15 protein-coding genes are annotated in these 16,149 nt (G+C 71.6%); 11 read left to right on the forward strand and 4 right to left on the reverse strand.

Features of this window, described 5'->3' with window-relative positions:
- The first annotated feature begins 11 nt into the window (after positions 1-11).
- From ruvA to GA0070624_RS14945, 7 genes are all read left to right on the forward strand, one after another.
- Positions 12-614 (forward strand): Holliday junction branch migration protein RuvA, encoded by a 603-nt coding sequence (gene ruvA, locus GA0070624_RS14915; protein WP_091341524.1) that lies wholly within the window; start codon positions 12-14, stop codon positions 612-614.
- On the forward strand, positions 611-1,675 hold the full coding sequence (gene ruvB / locus GA0070624_RS14920) for a Holliday junction branch migration DNA helicase RuvB (RefSeq protein WP_091341527.1): 1,065 nt from the start codon (positions 611-613) through the stop codon (positions 1,673-1,675). Before ruvA ends, ruvB begins: the two co-directional genes overlap by 4 nt.
- Positions 1,676-1,816: 141 nt before the next feature.
- Positions 1,817-2,164, forward strand: coding sequence for a preprotein translocase subunit YajC (gene yajC, locus GA0070624_RS14925; protein WP_176731699.1), 348 nt, complete (start codon positions 1,817-1,819; stop codon positions 2,162-2,164).
- A 221-nt stretch (positions 2,165-2,385) separates the two neighbouring features.
- Positions 2,386-4,278, forward strand: a complete 1,893-nt coding sequence (gene secD, locus GA0070624_RS14930) for a protein translocase subunit SecD (protein WP_176731700.1) — start codon at positions 2,386-2,388, stop codon at positions 4,276-4,278.
- Position 4,279: 1 nt separating this feature from the next.
- Positions 4,280-5,467, forward strand: coding sequence for a protein translocase subunit SecF (gene secF / locus GA0070624_RS14935; RefSeq protein ID WP_091341535.1), 1,188 nt, complete (start codon positions 4,280-4,282; stop codon positions 5,465-5,467).
- 102 nt (positions 5,468-5,569) lie between these two features.
- Positions 5,570-6,136, forward strand: a complete 567-nt coding sequence (locus tag GA0070624_RS14940) for an adenine phosphoribosyltransferase (RefSeq protein WP_091341538.1) — start codon at positions 5,570-5,572, stop codon at positions 6,134-6,136.
- Positions 6,137-6,357: 221 nt separating this feature from the next.
- A complete protein-coding gene (locus GA0070624_RS14945) occupies positions 6,358-8,844 on the forward strand; it encodes a RelA/SpoT family protein (protein WP_091341540.1) in 2,487 nt (828 codons plus the stop codon).
- A gap of 60 nt (positions 8,845-8,904) precedes the next feature.
- Here GA0070624_RS14945 and GA0070624_RS14950 read toward each other — a convergent pair whose 3' ends face one another.
- Both GA0070624_RS14950 and GA0070624_RS14955 read right to left on the reverse strand, forming a co-directional pair.
- Positions 8,905-9,738 (reverse strand): peptidylprolyl isomerase, encoded by an 834-nt coding sequence (locus tag GA0070624_RS14950; RefSeq protein WP_091341542.1) that lies wholly within the window; start codon positions 9,736-9,738, stop codon positions 8,905-8,907.
- A gap of 58 nt (positions 9,739-9,796) precedes the next feature.
- Entirely contained in the window at positions 9,797-10,648 is an 852-nt protein-coding gene (locus GA0070624_RS14955; protein WP_091341544.1) for a peptidylprolyl isomerase, read from the reverse strand.
- 252 nt (positions 10,649-10,900) lie between these two features.
- On the opposite strand from GA0070624_RS14955, the gene GA0070624_RS14960 reads away from it, so the two are divergent.
- The 3 genes from GA0070624_RS14960 to GA0070624_RS14970 all read left to right on the forward strand — a co-directional run bounded on the left by GA0070624_RS14960 (position 10,901) and on the right by GA0070624_RS14970 (position 14,010).
- Positions 10,901-11,614, forward strand: a complete 714-nt coding sequence (locus GA0070624_RS14960) for an MBL fold metallo-hydrolase (protein WP_091341546.1) — start codon at positions 10,901-10,903, stop codon at positions 11,612-11,614.
- A 53-nt stretch (positions 11,615-11,667) separates the two neighbouring features.
- The gene (gene hisS / locus GA0070624_RS14965) at positions 11,668-12,996 is read left to right on the forward strand and encodes a histidine--tRNA ligase (protein WP_091341548.1); all 1,329 of its coding nucleotides are present in this window, start codon (positions 11,668-11,670) and stop codon (positions 12,994-12,996) included.
- Between the two features lie 69 nt (positions 12,997-13,065).
- Positions 13,066-14,010, forward strand: coding sequence for an acyl-ACP desaturase (locus tag GA0070624_RS14970; RefSeq protein ID WP_091341550.1), 945 nt, complete (start codon positions 13,066-13,068; stop codon positions 14,008-14,010).
- Between the two features lie 118 nt (positions 14,011-14,128).
- On the opposite strand, the gene GA0070624_RS14975 is transcribed toward GA0070624_RS14970, so the two are convergent.
- Positions 14,129-14,644 (reverse strand): PaaI family thioesterase, encoded by a 516-nt coding sequence (locus GA0070624_RS14975; RefSeq protein WP_091341552.1) that lies wholly within the window; start codon positions 14,642-14,644, stop codon positions 14,129-14,131.
- Between the two features lie 56 nt (positions 14,645-14,700).
- On the opposite strand from GA0070624_RS14975, the gene GA0070624_RS14980 reads away from it, so the two are divergent.
- Positions 14,701-15,177 (forward strand): winged helix-turn-helix transcriptional regulator, encoded by a 477-nt coding sequence (locus tag GA0070624_RS14980; protein WP_091341554.1) that lies wholly within the window; start codon positions 14,701-14,703, stop codon positions 15,175-15,177.
- A 15-nt stretch (positions 15,178-15,192) separates the two neighbouring features.
- Here the strand turns inward: GA0070624_RS14980 and GA0070624_RS14985 are convergent, their stop codons facing one another.
- Complete coding sequence (locus GA0070624_RS14985) at positions 15,193-16,023, reverse strand: SGNH/GDSL hydrolase family protein (protein WP_091341556.1); 831 nt, start codon at positions 16,021-16,023, stop codon at positions 15,193-15,195.
- Positions 16,024-16,149 lie beyond the last annotated feature (126 nt).

Genomic DNA, 16,149 nt, shown 5'->3' on the forward strand with positions numbered 1-16,149 from the left:
GCAGGAACGCGATGATCGCCAGTGTGCGCGGCACGGTGACCGCGACCGGTCCGGACCACGCGGTGGTGGAGGTGGGCGGCATCGGCCTGGCGGTGCAGTGTGCCCCCGGCACCCTCGCCGAGCTGCGGGTCGGGCAGCCGGCCCGGCTCGCCACCAGCCTGGTCGTCCGGGAGGACTCGCTCACCCTCTACGGCTTCGCCGACGACGACGCTAAGCAGCTCTTCGAGCTGCTCCAGACCGCCAGCGGAGTGGGCCCCCGGCTGGCCCAGGCGGTGCTCGCAGTGCACACCCCGGACGCGGTACGCAAGGCCATCGCCAACGCCGACACCGCCGCGCTGACCCGGGTGCCCGGCATCGGCAAGAAGGGCGCCGAGCGCCTCGTCCTCGAACTGCGCGACCGGATCGGGCCGGTGCCGATCGGTCCGGACGGCGCCGCCGGGGTGGCCGCGGGCGCTTGGCCGGAGCAGGTGCGGCAGGCTCTGGTCGGGCTCGGCTGGACGGCCGCCCAGGCCGAGCAGGCCGTCGCCGCGGTCGCCGAGACCGTCGACGGGGCGACCCCGCCGGTGCCGGTCCTGCTCAAGCAGGCCATCCGCCTCCTGGGCCGCACGCGATGAGCAACGACGACCTGATCTCGGCGTACGTCAACGACGCCGAACGGGACGCGGAGGCCAGCGTCCGGCCCCGGCGCCTCGCCGAGTTCATCGCCCAGGACCGGGTCCGAGACCAGCTCGACCTGCTGCTCAAGGGCGCGATGCGGCGCGGCTCCCCGCCGGACCACATCCTCCTGTCGGGGCCGCCGGGCCTGGGTAAGACCAGTCTGGCCAACATCGTCGCCGCCGAGCTGGGCTCGGGCATCCGGGTGACCAGCGGCCCGGCGATCGAACGCTCGGGCGACCTGGCGGCCATCCTGACCAGCCTCGCCGAGGGTGACGTGCTCTTCATCGACGAGATCCACCGGATCGCGAAACCGGCCGAGGAGCTGCTCTACAGCGCGATGGAGGACTTCCGGGTCGACGTGGTGGTCGGCAAGGGCCCCGGCGCAACCGCCATCCCGCTCGACGTCGAGCCGTTCACCCTGGTCGGCGCGACCACCCGATCCGGCCTGCTGACCGGGCCGATGCGGGACCGGTTCGGCTTCGTCGCCCACCTCGACTTCTACTCCCCGGCCGACCTGGAGGCGCTGCTGCACCGCTCGGCGCGGATCCTCGGCGTGCCGATCACCGACGACGGCGCGGCCGAGATCGCCGGCCGGTCCCGGGGCACGCCCCGGATCGCCAACCGACTGCTGCGCCGGGTCCGGGACTACGCCGAGGTCCGGGCCGACGGCGTGGTCTCCGTGGAGACCGCCCGGGCCGCCCTCACCGTGTACGACGTCGACGCGCTCGGGCTGGACCGGCTGGACCGGGCCGTGCTGACCGCGCTGGTGGACTCGTTCCGGGGCGGCCCGGTGGGGCTCTCCACCCTCGCCGTCGCGGTGGGGGAGCAGCCGGACACCGTCGAGGAGGTCTGCGAGCCGTTCCTGGTCCGGGCCGGGTTGCTGGCGCGCACCCCGCGGGGTCGGGTGGCCACCGAGGCGGCCTGGCGCCATCTGGGGCGTACGCCCCCCAATGGTACATTTGGCACCGATGCCCCTCCCGTGCCCGATCTGTTCTCCGCGCAGGCCGATCAGCCGTGATCCGAACGTGATCTGTGCCGCATTCGGTCTTCTCAGCTGCAGGGACTAGACTTCGCCGCGGTCTGTACAGGACGTGAGAATCCGCCTCCACTCCGGCACCCCTCGTGCCGGTCGGGGCGGCCAATGGGAAGGTCGACAACCGTGCTTTACGCAGCAGCGGGTGGCGGGGGAGCCGGCGGTCTGACGCCGATCCTCATGATCGCTCTGCTCTTCGGCGTCATGTACTTCATGATGATCCGCCCCCAGCAGAAGCGCCGCCGCGAGGCCGAGCAGATGCAGTCCGCCCTCGCCCCGGGCGACGAGGTGGTCACCATCGGCGGCCTCTACGGCACGGTCACCGGGGTGGACGACGACACCGTCCTGCTCGAGGTCGCCCCGGGCGTGCAGACCCGGTACGCCCGCCCGGCCATCGCCCGCGTCGTCAACCAGGCCGAGCGCCCGGAGACGACCGAGCCGGTCACCGAGGACGCTGAGCCCGTCAAGGAGTGACCGCCCGCCCCGGAAGGGGCAGCGGAGCCAGCCTCAGAAGTGGATAGTTGGGTCGACGCCCGGCACCGACACGCGTAGCACCCGACTCGACGCCGCCGCGTCGAGTCGGGGGGCGTGTTGGCCGGCGCGTCGATCCGTCAGAGCCTTCGGCCGGACACCCCCGGCCCGACATTCGTCGCCGCTGCGTCAGCGGCGCGACCGTACAGGGAGACAGGACAGCCGTGGCACCACCTCAGGGACAGATGCGCCCCGGACGGCAGCTCGCCGTCCTCGGGGTCATCTTCGTCGTCCTCTATCTTTTGGTGTTCTTCTCGGGCGGCGCCAGCGGTGGCTGGAAGGACCGGCTGGAGCCCCGGCTCGGCCTGGACCTGATCGGCGGCACCCGGCTGACGCTCGAGGCCACCAACAGCGTGGACGGCAAGCCCCCGACGGCCGCCAACCTCGAAGAGGCGCGCCAGATCATCGAGAACCGGGTCAACGCGTACGGCGTGGCCGAGGCCGAGGTGGTCACCGAGGGCAACCGCAACATCGTGATCTCCCTGCCCGGTGAGAACCGCGACCTCACCGACGTCGGCACCGCCGCCGAGCTGCGCTTCCGCAAGGTGCTCAAGGCGACCGACGGCAGCGGCGCGGCCGCCGCCCCGGCCCCCACGACGGGCGTGACCCCGGCGCCGTCCGGCACTGCGACCCCGGCGCCGTCCGGCAGCGCCGCCCCGAAGGCCAGCGCCTCGCCGAGCGCCGGCGGGCAGGGCGGCATGGCGCCCACGCCGAGCGCCAGCGCCGCCGCCCCGACCCCGACGGCCTCGCCGAGCGCCGCGTCGCCGACCGCCAGCCCCGCGCCGGTGCCGCAGAGCGTCGAGCAGCAGCGCAAGGCCGTCGAGCAGAAGGTCGGCCCCGCCGCCTGGGCCGCCGCCAGCGGCCTGAAGGCCCCGGCCGACCTGACCGCCGACCCCTCCCTGGCCGAGAAGCTCAAGCCGTTCGGCACCCTCTCCCCGCAGGAGATCGCGGTGCTGTCGCCGGAGATGCAGTTCAACGTCCCCAGCGTCACCTGCGCGCAGCTGGACAAGCGGCCGCCGGCGTCGATCAAGGACGAGAAGCAGCCGGCGGTGGCCTGCGAGGCCGGCGCCAAGTACCTGCTCGACGTGGCGAAGGTGGTCGGCACCGACGTCGACGACGCCAACGCGGTGCTCGACCAGACCAGCTCCTGGGTGGTGAGCCTCAAGTTCACCGGCAAGGGCCAGGAGCGGTGGACCAACCTGACCCGCGAGGCGTTCAACAACGAGGGCCAGGCCTGCGACCAGACCGCGCTCGGCCAGGACGGCAAGTGCCGCGTCGCCGTGGTGCTGGACAACCTGATCGTCTCCTCGCCGGAGATCCAGGGCGTGCTGACCGGTGACTCGCAGATCACCGGCAACTTCGACAACAAGACCGCCAACGCGCTGGCCAGCCAGCTCCGCTACGGCGCGCTGCCGGTGACCTTCGTGCCGCAGGAGCAGCAGAACGTCACCGCGACGCTCGGCGACAGCCACCTGCGCGCCGGTCTGCTCGCCGCCGGCATCGGCATGCTGCTGGTCATCATCTACTCGTTCTTCTACTACCGGCTGCTCGGCTCGGTGATCTTCCTGAGCCTGGTGCTCTCCGCGCTGCTGGTCTTCGGCGCACTGGTGGTGCTCGGCCGGTCCATCGGGTTCACCCTCACCCTCGCCGGCATCGCCGGCATGATCGTCTCGCTCGGTGTGGCGGCGGACTCGTTCGTCATCTACTTCGAGCGGCTCAAGGACGAGATCCGGGAGGGCCGCAGCCCACGCAGCGCGGTGCCCCGCGCGTGGGTCCGGGCCCGCCGGACGATCATCTCGGCGAACGCGATCACCCTGATGTCCGCCGTGGTGCTCTACATCGTCTCGGTCGGCGCGGTGAAGGGCTTCGCCTTCGCCCTCGGCCTGGCGACCGTCCTCGACCTGGTCGTGGTCTTCCTCTTCCGTCACCCGATCATGACGATGTTCGCCCGCACCCGGGCGTTCCTGTCCCCGCGGGTCAGCGGTCTCGGCCGGGCCCTGCCGGCCCGGTCGGCCGAGCAGGCCACCGCCCGTACCCCGCGCGTCAAGGAGGCCTGAGATGGCTAAGAGTGGTCTGGCGTCCCGGCTCTACCGGGGCGAGGCCGACCTCAACATCGTCGGCCGGCGCAAGCTCTGGTTCGCCGTGGCCGGTGCGCTGGTGCTGATCGCCGTGCTCAGCTTCGCCGTCCGGGGCTTCAGCCTCGGCATCGAGTTCGCCGGTGGCAACTCGTTCCAGGTGCCGGCCAGCGTCGGCACCCTGGACCAGGCCGAGGCGAAGGTGGACGCGGCGCTGAAGTCCAAGGGCGGCGGCGCCGAGGTGGTGACCGCGCAGAAGGTCGGCAGCACCAGCGGTGAGTACTACGAGCTGCGCACCTCCCAGCTCAGCCCGGAGCAGGCCAACGCGGTCAAGACCGAGATGGCCAGCGAGTTCGGCATCAACACCGACCAGATCAGCGGCAGCCAGGTCTCCGAGGCCTGGGGCAGCCAGGTGACGTCCCGGGCGCTGCTCGGTCTGGTGATCTTCATCGCGGTGGTGGCGATCTACCTGATCCTGCGCTTCGAGTGGCGGATGGCGGTCTCCGCGATCAGTTCGCTGTTCATGAACCTGCTCCTCACCGCTGGCATCTACTCGCTGGTCGGCTTCGAGGTCACCCCGTCGACGATCATCGGTTTCCTCACCATCCTGGGCTTCGCGCTCTACGACGTGGTCGTGGTCTTCGACAAGGTCCAGGAGAACACCCGGGGCATCACCGCGAACAACAACCAGACGTACGGCGAGGCGGCCAACCTGGCGCTCAACCAGAGCCTGATGCGGTCGCTGAACACCTCCGTGGTGGCCCTGCTCCCGGTCGGCGGCCTGCTCTTCATCGGCGCTGGCCTGCTCGGTGCGGGCACCCTGAAGGACCTCGGTCTGGTGCTCTTCGTCGGTATGGCGGTGGCCTTCCTGACCTCGATCCTGCTGGCGACTCCGCTGCTGGTCCTGCTGAAGAACCAGGAGCCGCGGATCAGCGCGCACAACAAGCGGGTGCTGGCCCGCCGGGGCGCGATCGCCCGGGGCGAGCTCACCCCGAAGGGCGCGCCGCGGGCCGCCGAGGCCGGCGCGGCCACCGTCGACGCGGAGGCGGCGGCCCTGGCCGGCGCGGCGCCGAAGGTGGGCGCCCGGCCGGCGGGCAAGCGCCCAACCGGCGGCCGGGGCGGTCGCCCGGGCGGCGGCGGCAACCGGCCGGGCGGCGCGAAGCGTCGCTGACCGGTCGAGGAGGACACCCGGTAGGAACCGGCACGACGGCGTCCTTCATGCTGTGCGAGCAGCATGAGGACGCCGTCGTCGTTGAAGGGAAGCGGAACTGCCGTGACGGAGACCCACAGCACCGCGGTACGGGGAGACAGCGGCCCGGAGGTCGCCCGACTGGTCGCCAGCCGGGTGCTGGACGTGCCGGACTTCCCGAAGCCCGGGGTCGTGTTCAAGGACCTGATGCCGCTCTTCGCTGACGGCCACGTGTTCCGCGAGGTGATCGACGGGATCATCGCGCACCACGGGCGTGACTCGTTCGACATGGTGGTCGGCATCGAGGCACGCGGCTTCGTGATCGCCGCCGCCATCGCGTACGCCGCCGGGGTCGGCGTGGTGCCGGTGCGCAAGGCCGGCAAGCTGCCCCGCCCGGCGTACTCGGCCTCCTACGCGCTGGAGTACGGCGAGGCGACCCTGGAGGTGCACCAGGACGCGTTCACCGCCGGGCACCGGGTGCTGGTGGTGGACGACGTGCTCGCCACCGGTGGCACCGCCGAGGCCACCCTCGACCTGGTGGAGCGGGCCGGCGGCACCGTGGCCGGCTTCACCGTGCTGCTCGAGCTCGCGTTCCTGGAGGGGCGCAAGCGGCTCAGCCCGCGCCCGGTCCATGCCCTGCTGACCGTTTGATTCGGTTGCCGCCGGACGGACCAGGTGCGGTCCGTCCGGCGGAGCGGCGGGGCAGCCTGCAGGCGGGTAGCATTGCCCTTTGCTGACCGGGCGGGTGAGCGTCCGGTGGCGCGAACACCGCCGGCCCGGGGGCCGGCGCGGAACAACACCGGCCCGTCGGCCGGTTGAAGAGAACGTCGGCCCGACGGTCGGCGCATTCCCGGCGAGCAGTGAGGAGGCCGGTGTCCCACGATGTCGTCCCTCCGGTGGAGGGCACGGTGCACCCGACAGGCGACGCGGACGGCTCGGTGACCGAGCGGAGCGGTAACCCGCCGGCCCGGGTGACGGGCTCTGGCAGCGGCGTCGGCTCGAACGGCACCGCCGGCGGTGGTTCGACGCCCGGGGCGGTCGTTGTGCCGTTCCCGCCCGACGGCCCCGGCGACCCCGCGCCGAGCGGTGGCTTCGCGCTCTCCAACGCGCCCACCGGCCGCCGGGTTCGGGCCCGGCTGGCCCGGTTCAACGCGCCCTGGCAGACCTCGCAGGTCAGCGAGGTGCTCGAGCCGCTGATCTCCACCCACCGGGAGAACCACCCCAAGGCCGACGCCCGGCTGCTCCAGCGGGCGTTCGACACCGCCGCGCGCTGGCACTCCGGTCAGTACCGCAAGTCGGGCGACCCGTACATCACCCACCCGCTGGCCGTGGCGACCATCCTGGCCAACCTGGGGATGGACACCACCACCCTGGTCGCCGCGCTGCTGCACGACACGATCGAGGACACCGAGTACACCCTCGACCAGATGCGGGCCGACTTCGGCCCGGAGGTCACCCTCCTGGTCGACGGCGTGACGAAGCTGGACAAGGTCAAGCTGGGCGACGCGGCCAAGGCCGAGACGATCCGCAAGATGGTCGTGGCGATGGCCAAGGATCCGCGGGTGCTGGTGATCAAGCTGGCCGACCGGCTGCACAACATGCGCACCCTCACCTTCCTGCCCCGCCCCAAGCAGGAGCAGAAGGCGAAGGAGACGCTGGAGATCCTGGCCCCGCTCGCGCACCGGCTGGGTATGAACACCATCAAGTGGGAGCTGGAGGACCTGGCCTTCGGCACCCTCTTCCCGAAGCGGTACGAGGAGATCAACCGCCTGATCGGGGAGCACCAGCCGCAGCGGGAGGCGCTGCTGCGCCAGGTCACCCAGAAGGTGCAGACGGACCTCAAGGCCGCCAAGATCAAGGCGGAGACCACCGGCCGGCCGAAGCACCTCTACTCGATCTACCAGAAGATGATCGTGCGGGGTCGCGACTTCAACGACATCTACGACCTCGTCGGGGTGCGGATCCTGGTCGACACGGTGCGGGACTGCTACGCGGCGCTGGGTGTCATCCACGCCAACTGGCAGCCGGTCCCGGGCCGGTTCAAGGACTACATCGCCATGCCCAAGTTCAACATGTACCAGTCGTTGCACACGACGGTCATCGGGCCCACCGGCAAGCCGGTGGAGATGCAGATCCGCACGTACGCCATGCACCGCACGGCCGAGTTCGGCATCGCCGCGCACTGGAAGTACAAGGAGCACAAGGGCACCCAGATCGTCGGCCCGCCGGCGCACATCGACGAGATGACCTGGCTGCGCCAGCTGCTGGACTGGCAGCGGGAGGCGGCCGACCCGAGCGAGTTCCTGGACGCGCTCCGCTTCGACCTGTCCAGCCAGGAGGTGTACGTCTTCACCCCGAAGGGTGACGTCATCCCGCTGCCGACCGGGTCGACGCCGGTGGACTTCGCGTACGCGGTGCACACCGAGGTCGGGCACAAGTGCATCGGCGCCCGGGTCAACGGCAAGCTGGTGCCGCTGGAGTCGACGCTCTCCAACGGCGACGTGATCGAGATCTTCACCTCGAAGTCCGACACGGCCGGCCCGACGCAGGACTGGCTCGGCTTCGTCAAGAGCCCGCGCGCCCGCACCAAGATCCGCCAGTACTTCAACAAGGAGCGGCGCGAGGAGGCGATCGAGGCCGGCAAGGACGCGATCGTCAAGGCGATGCGCAAGCAGGGCATGCCGCTGCAGCGGATGCTCACCTCGGACGCGCTGATGGCGATCGCCCGGGACCTGCACCTGGCCGACGTCGCGTCGCTGTACGCCGCGGTCGGCGACAGTCAGGTCTCCGCCCAGTCGGTGGTGCAGAAGCTGATGGCCACGTACGGCGGCGAGGAGGGCGCGGCGGAGGACCTCGCCGAGACCGCCGTCGCCACCCGGCCGCCGCGCAGCCGGGCCAGCAGCCACGACCCCGGTGTCGTGGTCCGGGGCGTCAGCGACGTCTGGATCAAGCTGGCCCGCTGCTGCACCCCGGTGCCGCCGGACGCGGTCTTCGGCTTCGTCACCCGCTCCGGCGGGGTCAGCGTGCACCGGGACGACTGCGCCAACGCCGACGACCTCAAGGCGCAGGGCGAGCGGGTGGTCGAGGTGAGTTGGAAGCTCACCTCCGCCTCGACGTTCCTGGTGGCCATCCAGGTGGAGGCGCTGGACCGGCACAAGCTGCTCGCCGACGTCACCCGGGTGCTCTCCGACGAGCGGGTCAACATCCTCTCCGCGACCGTCACCACCACCCGCGACCGGGTGGCGGTGAGCCGGTTCAGCTTCGAGATGGCCGACCCGAAGCACCTGGGTCACCTGCTGGCCGCGGTCCGCAAGGTGGACGGCGTCTTCGACGCGTACCGGGTCACCTCGGGGGCCTGATTCGCCAACGAAAGCGCCCGCCGGCTTCGGCCGGCGGGCGCTTTCGTCGTACGGGTGGGCTCAGCCCGTGATGTCGCTCATCGCCAGCTTGTTGATGACGATCTCCTTCTTCGGGTGGCCGCCGCCGGCCTGCTGCGCGAAGGCCTTGTCGTCACCGGCCGCCGCGACCTGCTTGACCACGTCCATGCCAGCCGTGATGGTGCCCAGCACGGTGTAGTTCGGGTCGAGCTGCGAGTCGCCGTAGACGATGAAGAACTGGCTGCCGGTGCTGCCCGGCTGGCCGGAGTTGGCCATCGCGATGACCCCCTCCGGGTAGGCGGGGCGCTTGTCGGTCGGCAGGTTCTCCTCGGCCAGGTTGTAGCCCGGGCCGCCGGTGCCGTCGGTCTCCCGCCAGCCGTTGCCGGTCGCGCTCGGGTCACCACACTGCAGCACCTTGATGCCCTCGGTGACGAGGCGGTGGCACTTGGTGTTGTCGAAGAAGCCCTTGCTGGCCAGGTGGGTGAAGCTGCCCGCGGTGCAGGGCACCTTGGCCCGGTCGATCTTCGCGGTGATCGGGCCCAGGTTGGTGTCGATCGTCATTGCCTGGGTGCCGGTGTCCTGCTGCTGGGCCGGCGGCAGCCCGACGTCCTTGATCTGCTTGGTCTGGCCGTCCTTGGGGATCACGGTGTACGCGCACTGGGCGTACGCCGTGTCGCCGACGTTCTGCTTCTGGTCGTCGCCGCCGAGCCTGGCGGCGAGCCAGACGGTGCCGGCGACCACGAGCACCAGCGCCGCCGCGCCGCCGACGATCGCCTGCGTCCGCCGGCGCTTGCGGGCCTTGGCCGCCCGCTCGGCCATCTCCCGCTCGAGTCGGGCCCGCGCCGCCGCGCGCTGCCGCTCTCTCGTGGACGTCACGGTCACTCCTTAGGGACTTCTCGGGCGCGGACGGTGCCGCTGTGGTGGATGGGTGGGGTCAGCCGGCGCTGGGGCTGGCCGTCGGCGCCGTGGTCGGCTCGCCGACGGTGAGGCTCTGGATCACCACGTCGGTCTTCGGCTTGACCTTGGCCCCGCTCCCATTGTCCACGGTCGGCAGGGCACCGATCTTCTCCACCACGTCGAGGCCGCCGGTGACCTTGCCGATGATCGGGTAGGCCGGCTTGGCCGGGTTGAAGTCCTTGAAGAAGACGAGGAACTGGCTGCCGTTGGCGCCCGGCGGGTTGGCGATCATGGCGACCGTGCCCTTCGGGTACGCCGGGGGCTGGCCCGGGGCCGGCGTGGCCGAGGGGCTCGCCTCGGGTGCGGAGGGCACGTTCTCGTCGTAGAACGAGTAGGCGGGGCCACCGATGCCGGTGCCGCTCGGGTCGCCGCAGCGCAGCGCGCCCTCGGTGGTGATCTCGTGGCACTTGGTGTTGTCGTAGAACGAGCGGCTGGCCAGGTGGGCGACGCTCGCCGCGGCGCACGGCGCCGAGGTCAGGTCGAGTTCGGCGGTGATCGGCCCGCCCTGGTTGGTGGTGATGGTCATCGCCCGGGTGCCGGAGGTCGGCAGGCCGGTGGTGGCCGGGGTGCCGACGTCCTTGAGGTTGGTGTTGCCGCTGGCGTCCTGGGGGGTCCACACGCAGACGTCCGCGGCGGCCTTCTTCTCCGCCTTCGAGTCGAAGGCGCCGAGCGCCCAGGCCGAGCTGAGCACGATCAGCGCGAGCACGACGGCGGCGCCGACGGCGGCCTGGATCTGCCGGCGGCGCTTGGCGGCGGCGGCCCGCCGGGCAAGCTGCCGGTCGAGCTTGGCCCGCGCCAGTTTGCGCTGCCGGTCCCTGCTGGAAGCCACCCGTGCTCCCCTTCCTCTACCCTGATCTCCGCCGGCGCTCGGGCGCCTCCGCCCTTCGGGGTGCGCCACGCCACACGCCCGCCAGAGTGTACGGGTACCGGCTGGGAAAGTGGTGTACGAGGTCCGGGCTCGGTTTATCGGAGCGTGTCACTGTGCCGCGCGGGGCGGTTGGGACCGGTGGGTCGGGAAAATCGGCTCGCCCGGCGGACTAGGCTGCTGAAGGGACGACGACTCGACGGAAGGGGAGCGGACGTGCTCGTGGCCGGCTTTCCGGCGGACGCCTTCGGCACCAACTGCTACGTGGTGGCGACCGCGGCAGGGGAGCAGTGCGTGGTGGTCGACCCCGGGATCGGGGTGCTCGACCGGCTCGACGCCGTGCTCGCCGAACACCGTCTGCACCCGGTCGCCGTGCTGCTCACCCACGGCCACCTCGACCACACCTTCTCCGTGGCGCCGGTCTGCGGCGCGCGGGGCATCGCCGCGTACGTCCACCCGGAGGACCGGGAGCTGCTCGCCGATCCGACCAAGGCGCTCTCCATGGACCTCACCCAGCTCTTCGGCGGCCGGCTGCCGTACGCGGAGCCGGACGACGTCGCCGAGCTCACCGACGGCGCGACCCTGGCCCTGGCCGGGTTGGAGATCACCGTCGACCACGCTCCCGGCCATACCGGCGGGTCGGTGCTGTTCCGAATGCCCGGCGCCGGCTCGCGCTGGGAGGCCGAGCAGATCTGCCTCTCCGGTGACGTGCTCTTCGCCGGCTCGATCGGCCGCACCGACCTGCCGGGCGGCAGCATGCCCCGGATGCTGACCAGTCTGCGGGAGAAGGTCCTTCCGCTGGCCGATGACACCGTCGTCCTGCCCGGCCACGGCCCCGCGACCACGATCGGCCGCGAGCGCGCGAGCAACCCGTACCTCCTCGAGGTGGCGGGCGGCGCGCGCCCGGCCGCGCCCACCCGCGGCCTGTGACGGCCGCTTCCACGATCTCCCCGCGCCACCCGCGCGGGTCCTGAAGGAGCATCATGAGCAAGCCCACGCCCATCTCCGGCTTCCCGGAGTGGACTCCCGCCCAGCGGATGATCGAGCAGTTCGTGCTGGACCGGATCCGGGCCACCTTCGAGCTGTACGGCTTCGCCCCGATCGAGACCCGCTCGGTCGAGCCGCTGGACCAGCTGCTGCGCAAGGGGGAGACCTCCAAGGAGGTCTACGTGCTGCGCCGGCTGCACGCGGACCAGGAGGGCGCGACCGGCGACGACGCGCTCGGCCTGCACTTCGACCTGACCGTGCCGTTCGCCCGGTATGTGCTGGAGAACGCCGGCAAGCTGCAGTTCCCGTTCCGCCGCTACCAGATCCAGAAGGCCTGGCGGGGCGAGCGGCCGCAGGAGGGGCGCTACCGGGAGTTCCTCCAGGCCGACATCGACATCGTCGACCGGGACACCCTCCCCGCCCACTACGAGGCGGAGATGCCGCTGGTGGTCGGGGACGCGCTGCGCTCGCTGCCGATCCCGCCGGTGCGTATCCAGGTCAACAACCGCAAGGTCTGCGAGGGCTTCTACCGGGGCATCGGGCTGACCGACCCGGAGGCGGCGCTGCGCGCGGTGGACAAGCTCGACAAGATCGGCCCGGCCAAGGTGGCCGAGCTGCTCGCCGAGACCGCCGGGGCGAGCGAGGCGCAGGCCAAGGCGTGCCTGGCGCTGGCCGAGATCTCCGCGCCGGACGGCTCCTTCGCCGACGCGGTGCGCGCCCTCGGGGTGAGCCACCCGCTGCTCGACGAGGGCATCGCGGAGCTGACCGAGGTGGTGGAGACCGCCGCCGCGCACTCCCCCGGGCTCTGCGTCGCCGACCTGCGGATCGCCCGCGGCCTGGACTACTACACCGGCACCGTCTACGAGACCCAGATGATCGGCTACGAGCGGTTCGGCTCGATCTGCTCCGGCGGCCGGTACGACAACCTGGTCAGCGCCGGCGGCTCCACCTACCCCGGCGTCGGCATCTCGATCGGGGTGAGCCGGCTGCTCGGCCTGCTCTTCGGCGCCGGCGAGCTCTCCATCTCCCGCGGCGTGCCGACCTGCGTGCTGGTCGCGGTCACCAACGAGCACGAGCGGCCGGCGAGCAACAAGATCGCCGAGGCGCTGCGCTCCCGGGGCATCCCCACCGAGGTGTCGCCCAGCGCGGCCAAGTTCGGCAAGCAGATCCGGTACGCCGAGCGGCGCGGCATCCCGTACGTCTGGTTCCCGGGCGTCGAGGGCGCGACGGACGAAGTGAAGGACATCCGCTCGGGCGAGCAGGTCCCCGCGGCGGCGGGGGAGTGGACGCCGCCGCGCGCGGACCTGAAACCACTGATCAGCTGAGCCACGACTGGCGCGGACGGGCGCGGGGACCTACGGTGGCGTAAGTTACGCCACCGTAGGGAGACCGTCGTGACCGCACTGAGCCAGACCGCCCTGCTCCTCGAACTCGAAGCCGTGGTGGAGAAGAACCTCGACCGACACCTGTCGATGGCGAAGGAGTGGTTTCCGCACGAGTACGTCCCGTGGAGCGAGGGCCGCAACTTCGACGGCCCGCTCGGCGGCGAGCCGTGGTCGGAGACCGACCGGGCCATCCCCGAGGTGGCCCGGACGGCGCTGATCGTCAACCTGCTCACCGAGGACAACCTGCCCTCGTACCACCACGAGATCGCCACCCTGTTCGGGCGGGACGGGGCGTGGGGGAGCTGGGTGCACCGGTGGACCGCCGAGGAGGGGCGGCACGGCACCGCGATCCGCGACTACCTCACGGTGACCCGGGCGGTCGACCCGGTGGCGCTGGAGCGGGCCCGGATGACCCACATGTCGGCGGGCTACGAGAACGCGCACGGCGACGAGGTGCTGCACTCGCTGGCGTACGTGTCGTTCCAGGAGCTGGCCACCCGGATCTCGCACCGCAACACCGGCAAGGTCACCGGCGACCCGACCTGCGAGGCGTTGCTGGCCCGGGTGGCCGCCGACGAGAACCTGCACATGGTCTTCTACCGCAACCTGCTCGGCGCGGCCTTCGAGCTGGCCCCGAGCCAGGCGATGCGGGCGGTGGCCGACGTGCTGGCCGACTTCCAGATGCCCGGGGTGGGCATCGAGGGCTTCGCCCGCAAGTCGGTGGCGATCGCCCTGGCCGGCATCTACGACCTGCGGCAGCACCGCGACGACGTGGTCGTCCCGGTGCTTCGCCAGTGGGACGTCTGGAACGTGACCGGCCTGGACGCCGACGGCGAGGCCGCCCGCGAGCAGATCGGCGCCCACCTCGACACCCTGGACCGCTCCGCGTCCCGCTTCGAGGAGAAGCGCGCCGCCCGCGCCGCCCGCGCCGCCCGCCTCGCCGCCACGGCCTGACCCGTCCCCTCCCGCCCCGCGCCGGGATAGCCACGCTTTCTCGGAAGGAGTGGCTGTCCCGCCCCGCATGACCACGCTTTCCATGAATGTGCGCGGCGGCGGCCGGCGGGCGGCGGGGTCAGGCCGGGGTGTCGAGGGCGAGGAGGAGGCAGCTGGAGGTGGCGTGGGCGATGAGGCGGCCCTGCGTGTCCGTCAGGCGGGCCTCGGCGAGGGCGGTGCGGCGACCGCGTTGGAGCACCGTGCCCTCGCAGCGCAGGGTGCCGCTCGCCACGGTGACCGGGCGGAGGAACTTCACGTTGAGGTCGAGCGAGGTGTAACCGACGCCGGCCGGCAGCGTGGTGTGCACGGCGCAGCCGGCGGCGGTGTCCAGCAGGGTGGAGATGACCCCGCCGTGGACCGTGCCGAGCGGGTTGTAGTGGAACTCCTGCGGCACCAGCTCCACCGCGACCCGGCCCTCGTCCGCCTCCATCCGGGCCATGTCGATCAGGTGCATCACCGGCGGGGTGGCCAGCTCGCCGGCGATCATCGCGCGGAGCAGCTCCAGGCCGCCGCGCCGGCCGATGTGCGCCGCGCTCGCCACCGGGTCGGACCAGGAGAAGGTACGGCTGCGCGCCGGTTCCTGCGTCTGTGTCATGGACTCAGCCTTCCAGCGCGTTGCTGAGTCTGTCAACGAGACCTAGCCTGGTCGGCATGAGACCCGCGGCACTGGACTGGTCGGTGGAGAACTGCACCCTCGCCCGGGCGATGGCGATCCTCGGCGAGCGGTGGACCCTGGTCGTGCTCCGCGAGGTGTTCAGCGGCGTCCGCCGCTTCGACGACATGCGGGTGCGCACCGGCATCCCCCGGCAGGTGCTCGCCAACCGGCTGGCCACCCTGGTCCAAGCGGGCGTGCTGCGCCGCGAGCCGTACCGGGAGCCGGGCAGCCGGGTGCGCCACGAGTACCGGCTGACCGAGAAGGGTCTCGACCTCTGGCCGGTGCTGGTGGCGGTGCTCGGCTGGGGTGACCGCTACCTCGCCGACCCGGACGGCTCGCCGCTCAGCGTCGGGCACCGCGACTGCGGCGCCGAGGTCCAGGTGGAACTGCGCTGCGCCGACGGCCACCAGGTGACCGACCCGCGCGACGTGATCCCCAGGCCGGGCCCGGGGGCGCGCCGGCGGGTCGGCTGACCACGCCGGGATTCCCTACCAGCCGAAACCGTTGGCGTACGAGACGCTGGCCAGCACCGCCTGGCCGCTGGTGTTGGGGTGGAAGTAGTCCCAGCCGGAGACCTGGCTGAGCACGAACTGGTAGTTGAACACCGCGTTGCCGTCGAAGTCGCAGTTCGTGCCGTACGCGGCGCAGGCCTGGGCGAGCTGGGTGTTGTAGTCGACCACCCGCTGCCGGACCCGGGCCCGCCGGTCGACGTCCGCCGGCGCGGTGGAGGTGGCGTTGGCCAGCATGGACTGGCAGATGCCGAAGGCCGACCAGGCGCTGAGCGCGCTGAGATTGTTCCGGCCGATGTACCAGAGGCGGTAGATGTCCGGGATGCTGATCACGGCGACCCGGGTGTTAGGCAGGCCGGCCTTGATGCGGTTGAGGGCGCTGTCGATGTTGGCCCGGAACGTGGTCACCGAGGTCATGGTGGACTCCGAGCTGGTGCAGGCGTCGTTGGCGCCGATGAGCATCGTGACGTACTCGACGCCCTGACTGACCGCGGTGCCGGCCTGCCCGTACATGTCCGCCGACTTGGCGCCGCTGCGGGCGTCGTTGTAGTTGCGGCCCTGGATGTTCGGGTTGACCGCGCGGATCCGCAGGTAGTGACTGTTCACGGTGGAGTAGTCACCGGTGCTGAACGACCGCGAGGTGCAGTCGACGTACCAGCCGCAGGCGTTGAAGCCGCGGGTGATCGAGTCGCCGAGGCTGGCCATCGAGTTGGGCGGCGGCGTCGTGGCGGCGGCGGCGGGGCTGGCGGCGAGCGGGAGGAGGGCGGTGAGGCTGGCGAGGATGGCCAGCACGCGTCGGGTGAGGGTCATCGTGGCCTCCGGTTCACGGGTGCCGGGATTGCGACGGTGACCGGATCGTATAGATGACAGTCTGTGTCCACAATGTTGCCCAGCGGTTACGTGCGGCCGCCGGGTGAATTCGGGCACTTGCTTATG

The organism is Micromonospora rhizosphaerae (assembly GCF_900091465.1).
Taxonomy (GTDB): domain Bacteria; phylum Actinomycetota; class Actinomycetes; order Mycobacteriales; family Micromonosporaceae; genus Micromonospora; species Micromonospora rhizosphaerae.